This window comes from Nitrosopumilus sp. K4, from assembly GCF_018128925.1.
Classification (GTDB): domain Archaea; phylum Thermoproteota; class Nitrososphaeria; order Nitrososphaerales; family Nitrosopumilaceae; genus HKST03.
Map to the genome: position 1 here is coordinate 1,273,010 of NZ_CP067007.1, position 19,206 is coordinate 1,292,215.

General features: G+C 33.9%; 29 protein-coding genes and 1 tRNA gene. 22 read left to right on the plus strand and 8 right to left on the minus strand.

From position 1 onward, the window contains the following. Positions 1 to 373: 373 nt before the first annotated feature. The 5 genes from NsoK4_RS07705 (at position 374) to NsoK4_RS07725 (ending at position 2,471) form a co-directional block, all read left to right on the plus strand. Complete coding sequence (locus NsoK4_RS07705) at positions 374 to 844, plus strand: hypothetical protein (protein ID WP_211686720.1); 471 nt, start codon at positions 374 to 376, stop codon at positions 842 to 844. Continuing rightward, positions 841 to 1,506, plus strand: a complete 666-nt coding sequence (locus tag NsoK4_RS07710) for a uracil-DNA glycosylase (RefSeq protein ID WP_211686722.1) — start codon at positions 841 to 843, stop codon at positions 1,504 to 1,506. The genes NsoK4_RS07705 and NsoK4_RS07710 overlap by 4 nt, the downstream gene beginning before the upstream one ends. A 24-nt stretch (positions 1,507 to 1,530) precedes the next feature. Then, positions 1,531 to 1,839 (plus strand): hypothetical protein, encoded by a 309-nt coding sequence (locus NsoK4_RS07715; protein WP_211686724.1) that lies wholly within the window; start codon positions 1,531 to 1,533, stop codon positions 1,837 to 1,839. A 177-nt stretch (positions 1,840 to 2,016) separates the two neighbouring features. Further along, the gene (locus NsoK4_RS07720; protein WP_211686726.1) at positions 2,017 to 2,205 is read left to right on the plus strand and encodes a hypothetical protein; all 189 of its coding nucleotides are present in this window, start codon (positions 2,017 to 2,019) and stop codon (positions 2,203 to 2,205) included. A gap of 2 nt (positions 2,206 to 2,207) precedes the next feature. Beyond that, entirely contained in the window at positions 2,208 to 2,471 is a 264-nt protein-coding gene (locus NsoK4_RS07725; RefSeq protein WP_211686728.1) for a hypothetical protein, read from the plus strand. A gap of 321 nt (positions 2,472 to 2,792) precedes the next feature. On the opposite strand, the gene NsoK4_RS07730 is transcribed toward NsoK4_RS07725, so the two are convergent. Beyond that, on the minus strand, positions 2,793 to 3,488 hold the full coding sequence (locus tag NsoK4_RS07730) for a winged helix-turn-helix domain-containing protein (protein WP_211686730.1): 696 nt from the start codon (positions 3,486 to 3,488) through the stop codon (positions 2,793 to 2,795). 92 nt (positions 3,489 to 3,580) lie between these two features. On the opposite strand from NsoK4_RS07730, the gene NsoK4_RS07735 reads away from it, so the two are divergent. The 10 genes from NsoK4_RS07735 to NsoK4_RS07780 all read left to right on the plus strand — a co-directional run bounded on the left by NsoK4_RS07735 (position 3,581) and on the right by NsoK4_RS07780 (position 9,984). Next, positions 3,581 to 4,357 carry an SIMPL domain-containing protein gene (locus NsoK4_RS07735; protein ID WP_211686732.1) on the plus strand — a complete coding sequence of 259 codons (777 nt, stop codon included), beginning with the start codon at positions 3,581 to 3,583 and terminating at the stop codon, positions 4,355 to 4,357. A gap of 282 nt (positions 4,358 to 4,639) precedes the next feature. Beyond that, complete coding sequence (locus NsoK4_RS07740) at positions 4,640 to 4,804, plus strand: hypothetical protein (protein ID WP_211686734.1); 165 nt, start codon at positions 4,640 to 4,642, stop codon at positions 4,802 to 4,804. 816 nt (positions 4,805 to 5,620) lie between these two features. Beyond that, complete coding sequence (locus NsoK4_RS07745) at positions 5,621 to 6,043, plus strand: Fur family transcriptional regulator (protein WP_211686736.1); 423 nt, start codon at positions 5,621 to 5,623, stop codon at positions 6,041 to 6,043. 47 nt (positions 6,044 to 6,090) lie between these two features. Beyond that, complete coding sequence (locus NsoK4_RS07750; RefSeq protein WP_211686738.1) at positions 6,091 to 6,366, plus strand: hypothetical protein; 276 nt, start codon at positions 6,091 to 6,093, stop codon at positions 6,364 to 6,366. Between the two features lie 58 nt (positions 6,367 to 6,424). Then, complete coding sequence (locus tag NsoK4_RS07755) at positions 6,425 to 6,841, plus strand: archease (RefSeq protein ID WP_211686740.1); 417 nt, start codon at positions 6,425 to 6,427, stop codon at positions 6,839 to 6,841. A gap of 78 nt (positions 6,842 to 6,919) precedes the next feature. Further along, on the plus strand, positions 6,920 to 8,551 hold the full coding sequence (locus NsoK4_RS07760; RefSeq protein ID WP_211686743.1) for a CFI-box-CTERM domain-containing protein: 1,632 nt from the start codon (positions 6,920 to 6,922) through the stop codon (positions 8,549 to 8,551). 25 nt (positions 8,552 to 8,576) lie between these two features. Beyond that, entirely contained in the window at positions 8,577 to 8,723 is a 147-nt protein-coding gene (locus NsoK4_RS07765) for a hypothetical protein (protein ID WP_211686745.1), read from the plus strand. Positions 8,724 to 8,763: 40 nt separating this feature from the next. Beyond that, positions 8,764 to 9,165 (plus strand): thioredoxin, encoded by a 402-nt coding sequence (trxA, locus tag NsoK4_RS07770; RefSeq protein WP_211686746.1) that lies wholly within the window; start codon positions 8,764 to 8,766, stop codon positions 9,163 to 9,165. Between the two features lie 66 nt (positions 9,166 to 9,231). After that, positions 9,232 to 9,483 carry a hypothetical protein gene (locus NsoK4_RS07775; protein ID WP_249111044.1) on the plus strand — a complete coding sequence of 84 codons (252 nt, stop codon included), beginning with the start codon at positions 9,232 to 9,234 and terminating at the stop codon, positions 9,481 to 9,483. Between the two features lie 114 nt (positions 9,484 to 9,597). Then, a complete protein-coding gene (locus NsoK4_RS07780; protein WP_211686748.1) occupies positions 9,598 to 9,984 on the plus strand; it encodes a hypothetical protein in 387 nt (128 codons plus the stop codon). 37 nt (positions 9,985 to 10,021) lie between these two features. On the opposite strand, the gene infB is transcribed toward NsoK4_RS07780, so the two are convergent. The 6 genes from infB to glmM all read right to left on the minus strand — a co-directional run bounded on the left by infB (position 10,022) and on the right by glmM (position 14,431). Further along, complete coding sequence (gene infB, locus NsoK4_RS07785; RefSeq protein WP_371816031.1) at positions 10,022 to 11,782, minus strand: translation initiation factor IF-2; 1,761 nt, start codon at positions 11,780 to 11,782, stop codon at positions 10,022 to 10,024. 27 nt (positions 11,783 to 11,809) lie between these two features. Continuing rightward, on the minus strand, positions 11,810 to 12,211 hold the full coding sequence (gene ndk, locus NsoK4_RS07790; protein ID WP_211686752.1) for a nucleoside-diphosphate kinase: 402 nt from the start codon (positions 12,209 to 12,211) through the stop codon (positions 11,810 to 11,812). Between the two features lie 2 nt (positions 12,212 to 12,213). Continuing rightward, complete coding sequence (locus NsoK4_RS07795) at positions 12,214 to 12,417, minus strand: 50S ribosomal protein L24e (RefSeq protein WP_211686754.1); 204 nt, start codon at positions 12,415 to 12,417, stop codon at positions 12,214 to 12,216. Between the two features lie 9 nt (positions 12,418 to 12,426). Beyond that, positions 12,427 to 12,636, minus strand: a complete 210-nt coding sequence (locus NsoK4_RS07800; RefSeq protein WP_211686756.1) for a 30S ribosomal protein S28e — start codon at positions 12,634 to 12,636, stop codon at positions 12,427 to 12,429. Beyond that, positions 12,633 to 13,019 carry a 50S ribosomal protein L7Ae gene (gene rpl7ae, locus NsoK4_RS07805; RefSeq protein ID WP_211686759.1) on the minus strand — a complete coding sequence of 129 codons (387 nt, stop codon included), beginning with the start codon at positions 13,017 to 13,019 and terminating at the stop codon, positions 12,633 to 12,635. The genes NsoK4_RS07800 and rpl7ae overlap by 4 nt, the downstream gene beginning before the upstream one ends. A 62-nt stretch (positions 13,020 to 13,081) precedes the next feature. After that, positions 13,082 to 14,431, minus strand: a complete 1,350-nt coding sequence (gene glmM, locus NsoK4_RS07810) for a phosphoglucosamine mutase (protein WP_211686762.1) — start codon at positions 14,429 to 14,431, stop codon at positions 13,082 to 13,084. A gap of 47 nt (positions 14,432 to 14,478) precedes the next feature. On the opposite strand from glmM, the gene NsoK4_RS07815 reads away from it, so the two are divergent. The 7 genes from NsoK4_RS07815 (at position 14,479) to rpiA (ending at position 18,330) form a co-directional block, all read left to right on the plus strand. Then, positions 14,479 to 14,566: transfer RNA gene (locus tag NsoK4_RS07815), tRNA-Leu, on the plus strand. Between the two features lie 55 nt (positions 14,567 to 14,621). Beyond that, positions 14,622 to 15,470 (plus strand): formyltetrahydrofolate deformylase, encoded by an 849-nt coding sequence (locus tag NsoK4_RS07820; protein ID WP_211689017.1) that lies wholly within the window; start codon positions 14,622 to 14,624, stop codon positions 15,468 to 15,470. Positions 15,471 to 15,474: 4 nt separating this feature from the next. Then, on the plus strand, positions 15,475 to 16,197 hold the full coding sequence (locus NsoK4_RS07825; RefSeq protein WP_211686765.1) for a creatininase family protein: 723 nt from the start codon (positions 15,475 to 15,477) through the stop codon (positions 16,195 to 16,197). A 57-nt stretch (positions 16,198 to 16,254) separates the two neighbouring features. After that, complete coding sequence (locus NsoK4_RS07830) at positions 16,255 to 16,491, plus strand: LSm family protein (protein ID WP_211686768.1); 237 nt, start codon at positions 16,255 to 16,257, stop codon at positions 16,489 to 16,491. 9 nt (positions 16,492 to 16,500) lie between these two features. Continuing rightward, positions 16,501 to 16,668 (plus strand): 50S ribosomal protein L37e, encoded by a 168-nt coding sequence (locus tag NsoK4_RS07835; RefSeq protein WP_211686770.1) that lies wholly within the window; start codon positions 16,501 to 16,503, stop codon positions 16,666 to 16,668. Then, positions 16,669 to 17,655 (plus strand): hypothetical protein, encoded by a 987-nt coding sequence (locus tag NsoK4_RS07840; RefSeq protein WP_211686773.1) that lies wholly within the window; start codon positions 16,669 to 16,671, stop codon positions 17,653 to 17,655. After that, entirely contained in the window at positions 17,656 to 18,330 is a 675-nt protein-coding gene (rpiA, locus tag NsoK4_RS07845; RefSeq protein WP_211686776.1) for a ribose-5-phosphate isomerase RpiA, read from the plus strand. On the opposite strand, the gene NsoK4_RS07850 is transcribed toward rpiA, so the two are convergent. Then, complete coding sequence (locus tag NsoK4_RS07850; RefSeq protein WP_211686779.1) at positions 18,323 to 19,201, minus strand: hypothetical protein; 879 nt, start codon at positions 19,199 to 19,201, stop codon at positions 18,323 to 18,325. The genes rpiA and NsoK4_RS07850 overlap by 8 nt on opposite strands. Between the last annotated feature and the right edge of the window lie 5 nt (positions 19,202 to 19,206).

Below are 19,206 nucleotides of genomic sequence, written 5' to 3' on the forward strand. Positions count from 1 at the left end.
GTAGGAATAATAGGATTGCAAAAAGTTGTTTAATAGATAATTTGTGAGTAATTTCTTTTATTTTAGATTACAACACAGTCTTATGACAATAAATGATACCAGAGATTTCGTTGATAGAATAGAAAAATGGGCCAATATCATAGGTATCAATTTAGATCGAGACTCTGAACAATTGTAGTTTTTGAACACACATTTTGTTAAGTAAAAAATTTACAAACACAGTCATGAGATACATAGGTCAGACAAAACTACCACATGGAATTGTTAAACACTATTTGTCCAGAAAGGGAAATATTGATTCGTATTTTTTTGAAAATTAAGGAAGTACAGCCTAAGTATATGGCTTAAGTACCTCATTTTCTTTTTTCAAATAATGCAAAGACCGTTTGGAATCACTATTCTTTCAATATTATACATTTTTGGAGGAATTGTTGTGGCCATAGTTGCTGCTATGTTCGGAATATTTTCTGCAATGATGGCTGATTCTATGATGGAAGAATTTGTAGTTATAGGAGGAGTAATTTCAGGAATATTTGTCGGGGTTGCAGTTTTAGAGTTTGTCATAGCTGGTTGTTTGTTTTCTGGAAAAAAGTGGACAAGAAAAATTGTCATTGTTTTTGTTATTGTTGATCTGGTATTAGAATTCATTTCAATTTTTGGTGGAAATATGTTCGGAGTAGCAATGCTCATACTAGATTTGTTTGTGTTGTATTATCTTTATAGACCACATGTAATAGAATATTTTGGAGAAAACACATTCAAAACTTGTACTAATTGCGGATACATTGCAAAAGACGAAATCGAATTACATAATCATAAGATAGTTTGTGAGAAACAAAAATGAATAAAAAAATAATTTCCCTTAATAAAAAAATCGAAAATTGTACGAAATGTCCTAGATTATCAGAGTATATCAGAGAAGTTGCAAAAAACAAAGTCAGAAGATTCAGAGGCGAAAAATACCATGGTAGACCACTTTCAGGATTTGGAGATGTTTATGCAAAATTATTGATTGTGGGTTTGGCGCCAGCTGCTCATGGTGGAAATAGAACAGGTAGGATGTTTACAGGAGATTCTTCAGGGGATTGGCTTGCAAAAGTCATGCATAAGCATGGATTTGCATCAATTCCTACAAGTCAAAGTAATGATGACGGGTTAGTTCTAAAGAATGCATATATTACAGCAGCAGTAAGATGTGCACCCCCACAAAACAAACCAACAAAAGAAGAGATGGAAAATTGTTTTGGATATCTTCAAGAAGAGATAAAAATTCTCAAAAATATTTCAGTAATTCTATGTCTTGGGAAAATAGCATACGATGCAACATGTAAATTACTCAACGTAAAATCCGATAAATTTGGACATAATGTGTTATTCAAACATGAAAAATACTACATTCTTACATCTTATCATCCTTCCAAGCAAAATACACAAACTGGCAGACTAACTTGGAAAGACTGGTCTGCAGTGTTTTCTAAGGCAAAAAAACTGACTAGTAATACTTAGATTTTCTAATTATTCATATCAAATGTGAATAAAAAAATATCTTTTATTGATATATCATATGAAGAACTTGAATCACTGCCAGTAGTGGATCTTGAAAAGAGAATCAAGTGTAGAATTGAACCATATTTTGAGAGAATACCAAATATGAGTTTGAAAGAAAAGATCAAGATGAGAGAAGATGTTAAAAATACACGAAAGATGAGTTTCCGTTTTTCACAAGAAATAACAAAAGATATTCCAAAAGAAAGAATTCAGATGGCATTATCTTATCTTGCTAAATTATTTCGTATATTAGATATAGAAATTAGAAAAATAGATCAAAGAAAAATTTAGATGCAATACTTGCAAAATTTAGTCATTGAGTGAAGAAATAAGGCCATGTCCCAAATGTAAAGGAATAATGTTTAGAGAACAAGGTGAATCAATCTCATGGTTTTGTCCTACATGTAATGTAAAATACAAAACAAAATGAAAAGAAATACTGATATTCATTATGATTAAGGAAATACAATGAAGAAGTGTAAATGTGAAAAATGTGATTGTCCAAATCAAATTACAGAGTTTGGACATAGATATGAAGAAGAAAATGCAATTGTAGAAGCTGAATTTCAAAAAAATCCTGAGAAAGCAGAATCAATAATCAAAGAAATATGTGAATTTTGTGAGAAGGGTCAACACGAAGGAAATCCTTTGGAATAAACATGGAAATCAATAACATTTCTTTATTTTTTGTAGGAATTCTAATGTCCATTTTAGGTACATTTGTTGTAGTTTATGACTATCCCCAAATTCAGTATTTTGATAACATGGAATCTGAATCATATCTAATGTTAGAAGGACAAGACAGGGAGATTCATCAGAGATTAAAGATAGAATTTACAGTAGGCAGTGGAATTTTCGCATCAGGAATCATAATTTTAATAATTTCAATATTCAAAAAACAGAAAACAAATGTAAAGAATTAACAGAGTTTTTAAAAGAATTTTAGGTTTTGATTGTAGAGGTTTTAAATTCAATCATCAAGAATATTGCTTATGAGTCAACTAGTCCACAAAAATAATATCAGAAATTCATTTATCTTCATAGGAGTGGTTGCAGTTTTGGCAACAATTGTGCTATTCCTATGATTTCATAAAATTTCTAAAATTAGTAGATGTTCAAAATTAATTGTTAGATGTTTGATGTTTTGGCATAGGAGGAATATGAACAAATACGAATTCTTTTTTCTTTTTTAGTTTAAACATAATACATACACTCAAATTTTCAATATAAAGTTCAAGAAGGAGTTATCCATTATTAGTATGGATTTTTTTCTTTCTTGAAGTGATAATTATCTCAATTACAAGTCCTGCTACAATTACACAAAGCACTGCCAAAGCAGACCACAAAATATCATATGATGGTTCCCCAGTTTGCATTGTAATTTGTGCTGCCTCTTCTTGAAATTCAGATTTAGGGAGTGTGCTTCTGAACATAGATTCATCACTTTCCATCATAGTAGATGATGCAGGAACAGATTGTATTGATTCTGATTGAATAGGAGATTTAGGTTTTAGCAGTTGAGATGAAAACCAAGTTGCAAGAGACACGCCACCAAGTGTTGCGAGTCTATGAATCCTATTAAATGAATTAAAAAGAGATTTACTTTTTTTTGCAGGTTGCTGCATTTCAGAAGGAAGAATCACTATGGCTACTTTATCAATTGTATAAAATTTTACATCATGTGATTTTGAATTTTTTCCAACATTTGTAATCTTGATAACACCTGCATTTTGCATTTTTTTAAGATGATGAATTACAAGAGGTAGTGAGAGCTCTGTTTTTTGAGAAATTTGGTTTGCAGAAAGCGAATTATTAAACAAAAGTTTCAAAATCTGTCTGCTAGAATCTGAGGATAAAATCTCACCAACAGCCTTTAATTTTTCATCTTCGGTTGATAAAATATCAATTTTGTCTGAAACGTTTGGTTCATCGGAACTCATTGAATCTTGATTCTATGGATTTCAGTTATTAAGACTTCTGGTTAAATTAAGATTTAATCAAACCTTATCTTCAAAACCAGCAAATACAATTCATGAAAAAATCAAATCAAACCATAGTTGCAGTGATTGCAGTCCTGGTTGTCTCAGTTTCTTTGAGCGCTGCCTTTAATGAGGCAGATGCAGAGGAGATTACACCATTTCCTTCAAGAGAAAAGACCATTTCTGTATCAGGACAAGCAACACTTGAAGTAGTTCCAGATCTGCTCACAATTAGACTAGGAACAGAAACTCAAGAAAAAACTGCTCAAGAGGCTTTGGCATCAAATTCAGAGATGATGAACAAAGTAATCTCTGCATTAAAGACTGCAGGAGTATCAGAAGAGGAAATCAGTACCTCATCACTCAATATTCATCCAGTCTATGAGAGCTACAAAGATGAAAGAGGAGATTATCGTTCCAAACTTGTAGGATACAAGGTTTCCAACATCATCTCAGTTGAAACCAAAAACCTTGATTCAGCTGCATCTATTATTGATGGAGCAGTTTCAGCAGGGGTGAACAGAATAGATTCTGTGTATTTTTCATTATCTCCTGAGATATACAACGTTCTCAAAGATCAACTCCTAGAAGAAGCAGTAATCAATGCAAGAGAAAAGGCAGAGATTGCACTATCACCCCTTGATCACAAGATTATTGGGATAAAGAGCATCTCACTTTCTGAATTCAGCATACCATATCCAATGCCAGCATTCAGAGGAGACTTTGCCATGGCAGAATCAATGGCAAAATCTGCACCAACACCAGTGTTTTCTTCTGATCAAGACGTTACAACATCAGCTCATGTTGTATTTCTGATCGGAAGCAATTAACACCTTTTTTCTTTTTTAATACTTAGGATCTACTTTTTATTCTATAATCACGTATTGTATATTGAAAGCTGACACAATCTCCTATTGTCATAAATTGGCGATTGTTTACCGGTCTGAGCATACGGGCAGGGCTGTGTAAAGATTGTTCCGCAACTAGTCAGCTTTCAAATTTTTGAAAATTAGATTATCCAAAATTTGTATATTTAAGAATCAAAATGCATCAAGCGATCAAAAATTATTTTTCACACCTTACGCTAAATCCAAAATTCTAGAGAGAAATACATGAGCGAAATACAATTAGAAAATAGAATCAAGATGGCACACACAATCAAAGTCAAAAGTGCGTTAAGAAGAAAAGTAGGACTGGAAATAAGCTGGTTTGACATTCATGGAGAATCTCATACCCAAGAATTCTCAATAAAAGAAGGCTCAGTCATAGAATTCTAATCCCATCTAATCTAAAATATTCAAAATTGTTTGTTCATTTGAACAAACATTATTTTTGTTCAAAATTATGAACAAAATCTAATTTTGTTTGTTCATTTGAACAAACAAAAAGGCACAAGCATATGACATGAATAAAGTATTGTAATTTAGACTAAAAGAATTACGTAGAAATCATCATCCCTAGGAACGAGATTTTGTTCTTAAAACGGCACTGCAACATGGGCATCTAACAGAATCTACATCCATGAATAATCCACAAAATGTGCATCTTTTCTGACCTAGAGAATATCTCAAGCCATTTCTGACGGATTTTCCTTCAAATTGATAACATAATCCTCTACAGCTGCGGGCCACTATAGTTTCCCCCTAGTTAGTGAATTATGGCAGCATGGGCATCGATGGTACTTGGAAATTAGATATTCATCGCATACGGAACACCATTTTTTGTAAATTGATGTGTTTGTTTTTCTAAATGATGCATTTGCTTGGTAATACCTACAAATGCTTGAACAGAAGTTTGTGCTCAAATCATACACACTCCTAGCAGGCACATGCCTCCTCTCTTTGAAATTTTGAGTCACAATCCTTGCAATAAATTCCATAATTGTCTATTTTTACTCCAATATTTCCACAGGCTACACAGATCCTGATTGCGTTATTGACAACTTTCTTTCTTTGTTTAAATTCATTGTCAACGAGACTATTCATCATGCTCATGATACTATTAGGAGTAATTCCTATTAAAGTGTTGTTATTTATTAGGAATAGTTCCTATTAATCAATAAATATTAAATAGAGAGAAATTGTAAAAACAGTATGCAATTAGAGCAGATAGTGGATTCACTTAGAGAAGAAGGTCACAGAATAACTCCACAAAGAATAGCCATTATGGATTATCTTCTAAATACAGAGGATCATCCTAGCGCAGAACTTGTTCATTCCACTATAAAGAAAAGATATCCAATGGTTAGTCTTTCAACAGTATACAAAACACTAGATCTGCTAAGAGAAAAGAAACTAGTAAATGAAATTGAAGTTGAAGGAGAGGCAAGATTTGATGCACATATAGATGATCACATAAATCTGGTTTGTCTAAACTGTGGAAAAATTGAAGATATTGATGAAAAGGCGTTAAGAAATATTCAGACCAAGGTTGCAAAAAAATCAGAATATCTAATTATCAAAGGAAGTTTTGAACTGCATGGTTATTGCAGTAAATGTAAATCAAAATTCCAATAGTTTTCAGGGTTGAAAAATAATAATTGTAAAGAGTGTGAATTAATTTTATGATAACAGACAAAATACTAAAAGAGATTTGTGACAGAGTTGAGAACTCACTTGAGAATTATGTGTTAGAACACAGAGGGCAATTACTTGAGGATGGAAAGATCATAGAGGGAGGAATGGAAGGTCAGGTAAAAAGACAGTATGAATCACATCTTTCAAGCATAATATCATCTAAAGGAGAAAAAATAGAGTTATTGAATAAAAATCAACTAAAATACATCCAAAAAAGACTCAAAGATACACTAGAGTTATCTAAGAACCAATACTATTCATGAAAAGAAATAACTGAAAAACCAACTAAAATAATAATTAGAAAAATAAGCAAGATAGTAATTGAGTTACAACTTTTTAGATCATGCAACAGATGCAATAATCGAAGTCAGAGGCAAAGATCTCAAAGAAGCATTTTCAGTAACGGCTGACGCAGTAATCAACATAACACTTGATCAAGACAAGGTTGACGAAAAAGGCCAAAAAGAAATTATTGCCAAAGGCAAGGATCTAAGATACCTGTTATTTAGCTGGTTAGAAGAGATCACTTTTGTTCTAATTACAGAAGGGTTTGCAATCAGAAGAGTAGAACTAGATATTTCAAAGAATGGAGAATACATCATCAGAGCAAATGCATTTGGGGAACCATTGGATTTTTCAAAACATAATTTCAAAGTCGAGATAAAGGCCCCTACATTTTACGACATGGAAATCAAGGAAAATAACGAGGTCTATATGCGGTTTTTACTTGATTTGTAGGCATTGTGAATAATTATTTGCAAATAACAAGAAGAAGTTATACGCGGTTTTTAAAAATCATCCTTGAAAAATAATAGTATGCAGGCAAAACTAGCTGTATTTGCAGTATTATCATTATTTGTAATTATGATCACACCAGCATATGCAAATGTTACATCAATAAAATTAGAAAAGAGTTTTTTTACAATAGATGAAGAGTTTAGTTTTATTGGAACACAAGACTATAGAGATATTGTTTATGTAATTATTCATGATTCAACTGGGGATTATAAGGGAATATTATCAGATCACAATCCAGACACAGGGAAGTTTTCTACAATTCCAAGAGCAGTTTCATTATTTTTTGATAATGAGGGAATATACAATGCCACAGCATTTACTGATGAACAAAAACAAGAAAATGGTACATCCATACTGATAGAGTTTGATGGCGAACAAATCTTTGAGGTTCCTGATTTTGTTTTAGCTTTAAAGACTATTTCAGATAAAACAATTGAAGAAAAGAAGACACTTACATTTACAGCAACATTAACAGAACCAGTAGATGGTGCAGTGTTCAGTCTAGAAAAAAATCCTCCGACTGGCGCAACAATAAACTCTGAAACTGGAAAGTTTACTTTTACTCCAACCGAATCTCAAGGTCCAGGTTCATACACATTTGATATTGTAGTTACAAAAGGTGCACAAGTAGATAGAGAAACGATCAAAATTACAGTCACTGAAAAAGTTGAAACAGATCCTCAACCAAAGCCCGAGCCAAAAGATGAACCAGAACCAAAAGATGAACCAGAACCAAAAGAACTAGAGATTCCAGCACCATTTGTTGAGGAGGCAAAAGATCCTCAGAGTTATGTTGACAGATACAACAATGAGGCTAGTTACAAAAAGTGGTTTGATGTCAATTATCCAGAATATTCTTCAATTTATCAAGCAGTAGGACTAGAAGAACCATTAGAGATTCCAGCACCATTTGTTGATGAGGCAAAAGATCCTCAGAGTTATGTTGACAGATACAACAATGAGGCTAGTTACAAAAAGTGGTTTGATGCCAATTATCCAGAATATTCTTCAATTTATCAAGCAGTAGGACTAGAAGAACCAAAAGAACTTGCTGCATTTGTTGATCCTAACCAAGATCCTCAATACTATATTGACAGATACAATAACGAACCAAAATACAAAGATTGGTTTGACAAGACATATCCAGACATAACAATCTATGAGGCAGTTGGTCTTGAAGAACCAGAAGTTATTGAGCCAGAATTTGGAGAGTGTGGACCTGGAACCAAACTGATTGACGGAAAATGTACTATTGTTAAAAATTCAAAAGAAGGCGGCGGATGCCTGATTGCAACTGCAACGTATGGCTCTGAGATGGCACCACAGGTGCAGCTCCTAAGAGAGATAAGAGACAGCAAAGTGATGAGCACAGAGTCAGGTGCATCATTTATGGCAGGATTCAACCAGTTTTACTATTCATTCTCACCGTATGTGGCAGACTATGAAAGAGAAAACCCAGTATTCAAAGAGATGGTAAGGATCGGAATAACCCCGATGCTTTCAACACTGTCAATAATGTCAATGGCAGATTCAGAGCAAGAGATTCTAGGATACGGCATTGCAGTAATCATGATGAATGTCGGAATGTATGTTGCAGCTCCGGCAATTATGATTTACGGAATTTCCAAAGTTAGAAAAGTTAGGTTTTAATCATATAATACTTGTTTGATATCTCATGGGCAAACTAAGCAGAAATCTTAGAATCTGCGGAGATTGTGGAATTGTATACACATCAGTTAGTTTTACAAAATATATCGATCAATGCCCAATTTGTAAATCAAGAAGATATGAAGATGTTCCAATAAAGATGGACGGAGATTAATTTAATTAGATTTTTTAATAGAAATGGATGTTAGAATATAATGTCAGATGATCCTGAAATTGAAAAAATAAAACAAAGAAAACTGGAGGAAATGTTACGACAAAAGGACAAACCTCAAGTTGAGCATGGAATAACTGATCTTGATGGCACAAATTTTGATCAAATCATATCAGCAGAAAATCCAACACTTGTAGATTTTTGGGCAGAATGGTGCGGTCCCTGTAAAATGATGCATCCGGTATTTGAGAGCCTATCTAAGCAATATCCAAATGTAAAATTTGCACGTGTTAATGTAGATAACAATCAAAACATTGCAATGAGGTTTGGTGTACAATCAATACCCACATTTATCATGTTCAAATCAGGTCAAATTGTGGATAAAATGATGGGTGCTGTAGGGGCTCCAGGAATTCACATGATTTGTAAGAAACATTCTAAATGAGACATTTTTGCTGTAGCTCAATTTGAACAACTAATTGTATTTCTTTAAATTTTCCATGAAATTATTGTGGTAAAATCTAAAAGTCAAATTAATCTCGAAAAAGAAGCATCAGCAGAGCTTGCATGTGAGGATGCGATAATTTTAGACAAGCAGAGATTTGGAAGAGTACGAACAAGTTTGATGAAACATTTGCGTTCAGAATATGGAGAAGAGATCGCAAACAGAGTGCTTGCAAGAATCAACAAAAGGGCATCAAAAGGCTCAAAGGAGATGAGGGATTCTCTGAAAAGACCCCAGTTGGAATTTGATTTCCATTAGAGTCATTTTTTTCAGTTCTAATCCTTTTTTCTCATTTTCTCTCATTTTTTTGTAAAAAAATTGTTCAGATATCACAACATCATGAATATGATGTTAATGCCATAAGACTATCCAATGAAAACAACATACACAATATCTGCAATCGCAATGTTTGCAGTTATTTTGGGAATGGGTGTTCTTTCACCAGCAATGGCAGCCAAAGACAAAGTAGATCTATGCCATTACTCTGTAGAAGAGACAATTCTAGTCGATACTGACGGAGATGGCATTGGAGATACTGAACAAGTGATTCCAGAGCATTGGAAAATCATTAGCATCAGCCAAAACGGCAATGCCGTAAATGCACATGAAAACAACCATGCTCAAGACAATGGCGATGGAACATTCACATCTGATTTCCAGATCACTGATGATGATGCAAGCACACAAGATGCAAATCAAGCTGTATGTGATGCATTGATTGAAGCATTTCCACCACCAGTAGATGAAGCAGAAGAATAGAACAATCTTCTAAATCTTTTTCTTTTTATTCTATTATCTAGTAAGCATATGCTGCATCTTTTGCTCTTTGAATCTCTATAATCTCGTTTAGGACTTCCTGTTCTTCGGGGCTTAACTTATGCATGTATTTTTTTAGAATTTGTTTTGCCTCATTGGAATGTGGAAGGGTATAGTATACTTCTTCTTCAAATATTTGTCGTCCAATAGTGACATCTTGTACAGAACATGCAACCTCTTGTCCTGTTTTAGCAGATGTAACGGTTTTTCCTTCATGTTGAAGTTGGTGAACAATTCCTACTTTCCTGCCGTCTTTGTTCATAAATGGAACTTTTTGTTTTAGTGTTCCAACATCAACCCTTATTCCAAATACTGCAGGATTATTGTTTCTAAACACATATCCTTTCAAAAAAGTGAATTTGGAAATTGGAGTAAACTCTGCAAAAATTGCATCATCCACATTTGCTGAATCTTCTTCTACCCAGGCATTGTAATTATCAATTAGACTGTAGATTACCTTATCTTCAAATAATCGAATATGACTTTCTTCAGCTTCTTCTTTTGCATCAGGAAGAATCTTTACATTAAATGCCAACACAACTCCCAGATGTCTGTTCTTTTCTTTGATTGCTTTTGCTTCCATAATATCTCGCCTAGTAACAGGACCAATGTCGGCTTTTGCAACAGGTACTTGGGAGCGTCGAAGCATTTCTACAATTGCCTCCAAAGAACCAATTGTATCACATTTTAGAGTAATTCCATTTTTTTCTGTATCAATGAATACAGATTCCATTTCAGATTCAATCTGTTTTTTGTATTTTTCAATATCAGATTGATTTGATGCTACATACAGGGTACTTCCTGGAAGAACGCCTTCTAATTCTGGTGACGCAATCTTTAGACCAGCTGCTGCTTCAACCTTATCAACCGGTTTGAATTTGTCCCTAGGATCACGCATTTCATCTAGTGGTTTTGGTAAAAGTACTGCTTTTGGTTTTGTTACAATTACAGAATCTCTTTTTGCAACAACAATACTGTCACCTTTTTTTATTGCACCATCGATCAAAATGATGTTGGCAGTTTGTCCTAGACCAATCTCATCATTAACTTCTAACACAATACCACGCGGATCTTTTTCTTGCTGATCTAATCTCTTTTGTAGATATTGTTGGGTTAGTCCTACAAGTACTGCCAACAATTCAGGAATTCCAACGCCGGACCTTGCTGAGATCGGAACTATTGCAATTTCTTGTTTAAAATCTTTTACCCTGTAAAATGCCTCAGATTGATATCCAAGAATAGATAAGGTTCCAACAACATCATAGATTTTTTGATCAAGATCTGTTTGAATTGATGCATCTTGTTCCTTAATTGCCTTTGAGATGAAAGGAGTTTCTGATTTTCTCCAACCAGAAAGTTGATCACATTTGTTTAATGCTACAACAAAGGGAACTTTTCTGCTTTGTAAAATTTTCAAACTTTCATTTGTTTGAGGTTGAAAGCCTCGATTAACATCAACTACTAAAATTGCAATATCAGCAGCAGAGCCTCCACGAGCTCTAAGATTTGTAAAGACTTCGTGGCCAGGAGTATCAATGACTAGAATCCCGGGAACTTTATTTTCAGATTCTTCAAGTTTTTTGTAAAGAGGACCACATGTTTCTTTGATAGTTTCAGTTGGAAGAAAACTCGCCCCAATATGTTGTGTGATTCCACCTGCTTCACGACCCTGAACACCAGTGCCACGAATTCTATCTAGAAGAGATGTTTTACCAGAGTCTACGTGACCTAAAACTGCCACAATGGGCTGACGAATATGCAAATCAGATCACTCAAATGCTACCCTCGATTCGTGTTCAAAACTTTCCTGTGAATCTGATGCATGAATAATATTTTCACTAAATCCCAATCCAAAATCACCACGGATTGAACCTGGTGCTGCTTCAAATGATTTTGTAGCACCAATCATAATTCTAGTTGTTGCAATTGCATTATTCCCTTCAATAATTGCAGCAACAACAGGTCCTGATGTAATAAATGAAACAAGTTCTCCAAAGAATGGCTTATCCTTATGAACTCCGTAAAAGTTCTCTGCTTGTTGTTGAGTAAAGGTAAACATCTTTAGTTTCAAAATTTTGAAACCTTTTCTCTCAAATCTAGAAATAACTTCGCCAACTAGATTTCTAGCAACTGCGTCTGGTTTTACTATGAATAATGATTGTTCAGCCAATTTTACTTCTTTTGTTTAATTCCGCCTTTGACGTATTTTTTGGTCCACTTTAGTTTTCTTGGATCACGTTTTAGTTCAAGTGCATTTTTTTTACATTTTGCAGAACAAAACCATAAAACAGTTCCATCATTTTTTGCAAGCATTGTTCCTGAACCTTTTGCAACAGGTCTGTCACAGAAATTACATGGTTTAACTAAAAGACTCATTCAATTCACCTATTTGATCTTCTTTGCTTCTCTTTCTGTTTCTCTAAGCATTAGAATTTCACCTAATCTAACAGAACCCTTGACGTTTCTAGTAAGAATTCTACCTTTATCTTTACCAGAAAGAACTTTTACTCTAACTTGGATAACTTCACCAGCAATACCAGTTCTGCCAACAATTTGGATAATTTCAGATTGAATTACTTCTTCAGTAGTGCTCATTGATCAGTCTTTCCACCTTTAATTTTAGCAATTGATGAAACAACTTGGTCTACAATGTGTTGTGCATCACCAGCATCCAAAATTGCTGCAGCGGCAGAAGTAATGTCAATTCCCAAAGATTTTCCTAGTTCCTGTTTACTTGGAACAAATGCATATGATGCTCCCTGTTCTTCACATAAGATTGGAAGATGAGCAACTACCTCTGGTGGTTCAACATCTTCGGCAATAACTATTAGTTTGCTTGTTCCGCGTTCAATTGCCTTTGTGGCTTCGTTAGTACCTTTCTTTACTTTACCACTGGTAGATGCAACTCTAACAGCCTCCAGTATTGGATTAACGAGGTCTTCTGGTGTCTCAAATTTTACATAGTAAGCTTTACCCATATTACGTCACCCTTAGGGATCATTCTCCATTCTCATCATGCAAGCGTTTGGTTTTAAAAGTGTTATCTGGAAATGATGGACTTGGCTTTTTGAACAAATTCAGACATTAATGAATCAAGTTTTTGCTGACTTTCAGCTTCAGCATATATTCTAATGATTGGTTCAGTCCCACTTGGTCTAATCATTACCCAGTTTTTTTGATCTAATTGGATTTTAATGCCGTCAGTTGTATCAGAATTAGGATATTCTTCTTTGAGTTTCAGAATAAGTTGTGATGCATCTTCAGAAGAACAGGAAATTTTGTCTTTTGTGGTAAATGAAGAGGGCAAATCAAATATTTCTTCAGAAAGTTTTCTGCCAGAGTTTGCTAAGAGTTCAAGCATCAATGCCAAAGTCATACAACCATCTCTAACCTGATTATGTTTTCCAAACATAAAGCCACCATTTTCTTCAAAACCAATCAGCGCATTGGTTGGGACCATTTTACGTGATACCTCTACACTTCCGACTTTTGTTCGAATAACTTTAGAATTAAATTGATTAGCAACCTCTTCAATACTAGATCCAGAATTCAAGCATGTGACAACAAGTGAATCAGGATTATTTTTTAGAATGTGTCTAGACAATACAAGTGCAGATTTATCACCAGTAAGAACATTACCATTATTATCACAAAAAATACTTCTATCCCCATCTCCATCAAATGCAATTCCAAGATCAGCTTTATGTCTTCTAACAACATCAGACAATACAGAAAGGTTTTGAGGCGTAGGTTCTGAACCACGTCCAGGAAATTGTCCGTCAATGTTTTCATTAATAAGAATTGCTTCACATCCAAGTTTTGTACACAATATTGGTGCAGAAACTGCTTGTGCACCATTTCCTAAATCCAATACAACTTTGAATTTTTTTGATTTTATGTTGTTAGAATCAACTTGTGAAATTATTCCGTTAACATATGCTTGATTTGCTTTATCTTCTATTCCTGTATTTCCCCAAGAGTCAGGATTTTTTTTCCATTGTTTCTTAATGTAAATATCCTCAATAACAAGTTCATCTTCTCGTGGAATTTCTACACCGTCTTTTGCTGCAGGTTTAATTCCATTATATTGTGGTGGATTGTGAGATGCAGTGATCATTATTCCTCCATTATATCCCAATTTTTTTACTGCATATTCAAGACAAGGGGTTGGAACAAGACCTGCACTATTACAATCAATCCCAGCTGAATTTAATGCAGAACAAACAACTTTAGAAATAACAGGACTAGAATCACGTCCATCATAACCAACTAGAATTGGTCCTTCTTTGAAATATGTTGCAATAGATAATGTCATGTCATTAACAAATTCTAATGTAAAATCTTCATCAAACACACCACGTATTCCATTTGTTCCAAAAAATTTTGCCATGAAGTTGTTCAATAATAGATAAATTTGTGTTTAATGGCATGTCCGTTGCGGGAGTCGCCCAGCCTGGTCAAAGGCGCAGGGCTTAGGACCCTGTCTCTCAGGAGTTCGTGGGTTCAAATCCCACCTCCCGCACCAAATTTGTTTTCACTTAATGATTAATAATAAGAAAAATAATGAACAAAGAAAAGTCATGAGAAAAACAGTAGTTGGAATTACAGTAGTTGGAGAAGACAAAGAAGGTATTGTTGCTGCATTTACAAATTTTGTATTTGAAAAAGGAGGAAACATAGAGAAAGTAAATCAAAATGTAATCAAAGGACTATTTGGAATGTATCTTGAAGCATCTTTTACAAAAAAAGTAGATATCAAAAAATTTGATTCAGACATTCAGACCCTTGCAAAAAAAGAAAAGATGGATGTAAGTACACATCATGAAACAAATTCTGAAAAAAATATTGCAATATTTGTGACAAAAGAACCACTATGCCTTGAAACAATTCTAGAGGCATCAAAGAAAAAGTCACTCAAAGGAAAGATTTCAGTCATAGTAGGTACAGAAAAAACATTAGAACCAATTGCAAAAAAAGAAAAAATTCCATTTATTGCAATTGAAGAAAAAAATCAAGAGAAGGCAGAGGCAAAAATTATTGATGTTTGTAAAAAATATGATATTGACTTAATTGCACTTGCAAGATACATGAGAATTCTTACTCCAAACTTCGTATGGCGATACCCAAATAGAATAATTAACATACACCCATCACTACTTCCAGCATTTCCAGGTGCATTAGCATATGCACAAGCATATGAGAGAGGAACAAAAATTGTCGGAGTGACATCTCACTATGTTACTGAGAACTTAGATCAAGGACCAATAATTTTCCAAGATTCATTCAAAGTAGATCCAAATGATTCTCTAGAGAAGATTAAATCTAAAGGGCAGCAATTAGAAGCACAAACATTACTCAAAGCAATTAAAATGCATCTAGAAAACAAACTTGACGTAAGATGGAGAAAGGTTCACATCAAATCCAAGTGATTAGATGACAGACATCAGTTCCTGTTTTGATCCAATTCTTCGAAAAAATATCAAAAATAAAAAGCAAGTAGCAATCATACCAATAGGCTCGATTGAGCAGCATGGCCCTCATCTTCCAATTTCTACTGATTCAGATATTGTGACAGAGGTTGCAAAAAGAATATCATTAAAAAAGAAATTCTTATTGTTGCCAACTATTTCTTATGGAGCATCATTTGAGCATGCGCCTTTTTTCAACCTAAGCATAAAAGAATCAACAATAAGAAAACTACTTTCAGATTTATGTGAATCTCTGCTATCCAATGGAATTAAAACAATTTTTGTAATTAATGGGCATCATGGAAATCAAAAAGCAATAAAAAATTTGGATTCAAAATTACGAAAACTATCAAAAAATAAACTCAAAGTTTTTCCTTTGTCATATTGGCATTTTATGAAAAGAGAGTTTGATCATGCAGGGTTTGTCGAGACATCACTAATGCTTGCAATATCAAAAAATGTGAAAATGAATGTTGCAAAAAGAGGATTAATCACAGATAAAATGACTAAAAAAGAAATTTCAAAGATTGGAAAACTCGCAGAAAAATCATTTCCAAAAGTCACAAAAAATGGTATTTGGGGAGATCCAACAAAAGCTACCAAAAAGGAGGGAGAGAAAATTTTGGATGAAATCGTCGAAAACCTATCAAAAATGTGTCAAACTTGCCTCACTGAGCATAGATCATAGTTACACCAATGAAATTTTAATATAATCCCTCAATATCAAAGCCAATAAGTGAAATAGATGTCCGTTGATATGGCAGTAAAAGTATTGGATGAGAGTATCAATCAAGTTGTATTGATTAAGCTCAAAGGTGGTAAAACAATTAGAGGTAATCTATTAGGTTTTGACCAACACATGAACCTGCTACTCGATTCTTCAGAGGAAATTCCTACTGAAGGCGATTCAAAAAGCCTCGGAACCATTGTAGTCAGAGGAGACAACGTAGTTATGATATCTCCTCCACCAGCAGTAAATTAGGTGATCTAGATGGTAAAAGGTACAACTTCTATGGGTGGTTTTACAAAGAAGAAAGTTCACATCAGATGTAGAAGATGTGGTAAAAACTCACTTCACAAAAGACACCACGTATGTGCAAGTTGTGGATTCCCAGAGGCAAAACGCAGAAAGTATTCCTGGATTAAATGGTATACATAGATGCAAGAGATTGCCATACTTCTTAGTTCATTAGCCGGTGTTGCTACAGCAGCTGCTGTAAGAAAGATGCCAAGAAACAAAACACAATTACTTAGCATAGGTGCTAGCTCCCACATCAAAAGTCAGATTAGGACATTAAATATCGAGAAAGACATCTTAACTAAAACAATTTCAAGGTTATACCAGGCAGATTCTGAATATTCTAAAATTCAACGTGACAAATTATTGTTAAAGTATCAACATCAATTAGGAATTGTTCTTGCAAAGATAGAGAAACTAGAACAGGCAAGTCAACATCCTGATTTAGGTCCAGTAGGTGATGGATTAATTACTTTGATGGATCAGAAATTATCAAGATTAGACGATAGACTTTATGAATTATCATCTAAGATTGTATCATCAGAAATTTCTGCACCAGAAATTAAATTAGAAACAAAGCAAGAAGAAAAACCAAAACCAAAAGAAGAAAATAAAACAAATATCATTAAAGAGAAATTTACTTTTGATAAACCAAAAACTTCTGATCCAATTGTAATCCCACCACCAAAACAAAGGCAATCATTTGAGTTAACTACACTTACTAGACTGTCAAGAAAAGAGCCATCATTTCCATTATTTGAAAAACAAGAAACAAAACAGGAGATTGTTAAAGAAACAATTCAACCAAAGACAGTCATTCCAGAAGTAAAACCAAAAGAAGACATTGTTAATGAAATTGTTCAACCAAAGCCAAAAGTTGAAGATAAAATCGAGATAATTCAATCAGTAACTCCAAAGCCTGAAGTTAAAACAGAAATAAAACCAGATTTGGCAAAAGAAGTTGAAAAAATTACTGAACACAAAGCCCTTCCTGAACCACAAAAGAAACTAAAACCAACATCACTAGATGATGACTTTGATGATGACGATGATTCAGATGATCTAGATAAGATCAAAGGAGAGATCATGAATGTTCTTTCCAAGCTAGACCAAGCAGAGGTAGAGTAATTGTCCTACGATGATGCCATAAAGGCATTATCAAATGATGCACTAAAGGATGTTAAAGATTATTCCGTAATAGGGTTAGGAAGTGGAAGAGCAGCAACTGCGCTGGTAAAATCACTATCAAAATTAATGGAAGTAAAAGAATTTCATATTGTTGGAATACCAACATCGTTGCAGATCAAGTTAATTGCAGAAGAAGGAGGTATACCAATTGTTGAAGCAGATCAAGTTGATCATATCGATGTTGTTTTTGATGGCGCAGACCAAATTGACTCACAAAAATATGTCATTAAAGGTGGCGGGGGTGCACTACTACGAGAAAATATTTTGTTTAGCCTTGCAAAAAAAGTAGTAGTTATGGCAGACAAGACAAAATTTGTGAAGAATTTTACAAGAACAGTTCCTATAGAAATTCATCCATTAGCAAGAACATCAGTGGATAATCACATTCAAAAACTAGGAGGTAAAGTAGAAATTAGAACTTTAGATAGAGGTTATCCATTTTTTACTGAAAATGGAAACATCGTTTTGGATTGTGATTTTGGTACAATAAAAAATCCAAAAATATTATCACAGAAAATCAAACAGATTCCAGGAGTTTTAGAATGTGGAATTTTTCTAAGAAAGCCAGATATAATTTACAAAGCTAAGACTGGTGGAAAATTCGATATTATCTAGTATTCTCATGTCTGATTGAATTCATAAATTCTTCATGTTCAAGCATTAATTCAATCATTTTTTGTCTTATTTCAGGATCATCCATCATAAATCCAAGCATTGGACCCATCATTTGTTTGGACATTTGTGCCATATGATTAGGATTTTCAAGCATGAATTCATGTATATCCTCAGATATTTGATCATTAATCCAAAGACTATGCATCATATTCATCATTCTATCAGAATTCGTAAAGCCAAGTTGTTGTCTGTGAGATACATGAACCTCATATTCAGGACACCAAGGACACATTTTATGCATACCAGAGCCCATTTCGGGTCCCATTATTTTATCGTGAACTGATTTCATCCACATAGGATGATCTTTTAGAGATTGTTCCATGATAGGATGATTTCTCATATGTTTAATCATATCTTCCCTAAGAATAGGATCTGATGTCATCGGACCAATCATATTTTTTAAAAATTCAGGGTTTTCTTTCATTTTTGAAATCCATTTTTGCATTGTGTTCTTCATCATCGTAGGATCATTTTGCATCATATTATGCCAGTGATGCATCAGGTCATAGTTTGAAGACATGGTTTCCATGAGATTTGTCAGCATTGCAGGTCTTTTCATCATTATTGCATTATCAAACATTCCATAACCTCTGTCAACTAATTTCAGATAAGTTGTTGTAGATACACATGCTGGAGCACCATTTGATTTTTGTAATAGCAGTAATCCTTCTTTACAAGTAAGATGATCAATATCATTTACTTGCTTCCACTGATGTCTTGGAGGAATCACAGATTGCGCAAAAGAATCACCTAACGGAATTAGAAAAATTATAAAAAAGAAAAATGCAAATAAAAAGATCACATTTTGCATGTGGT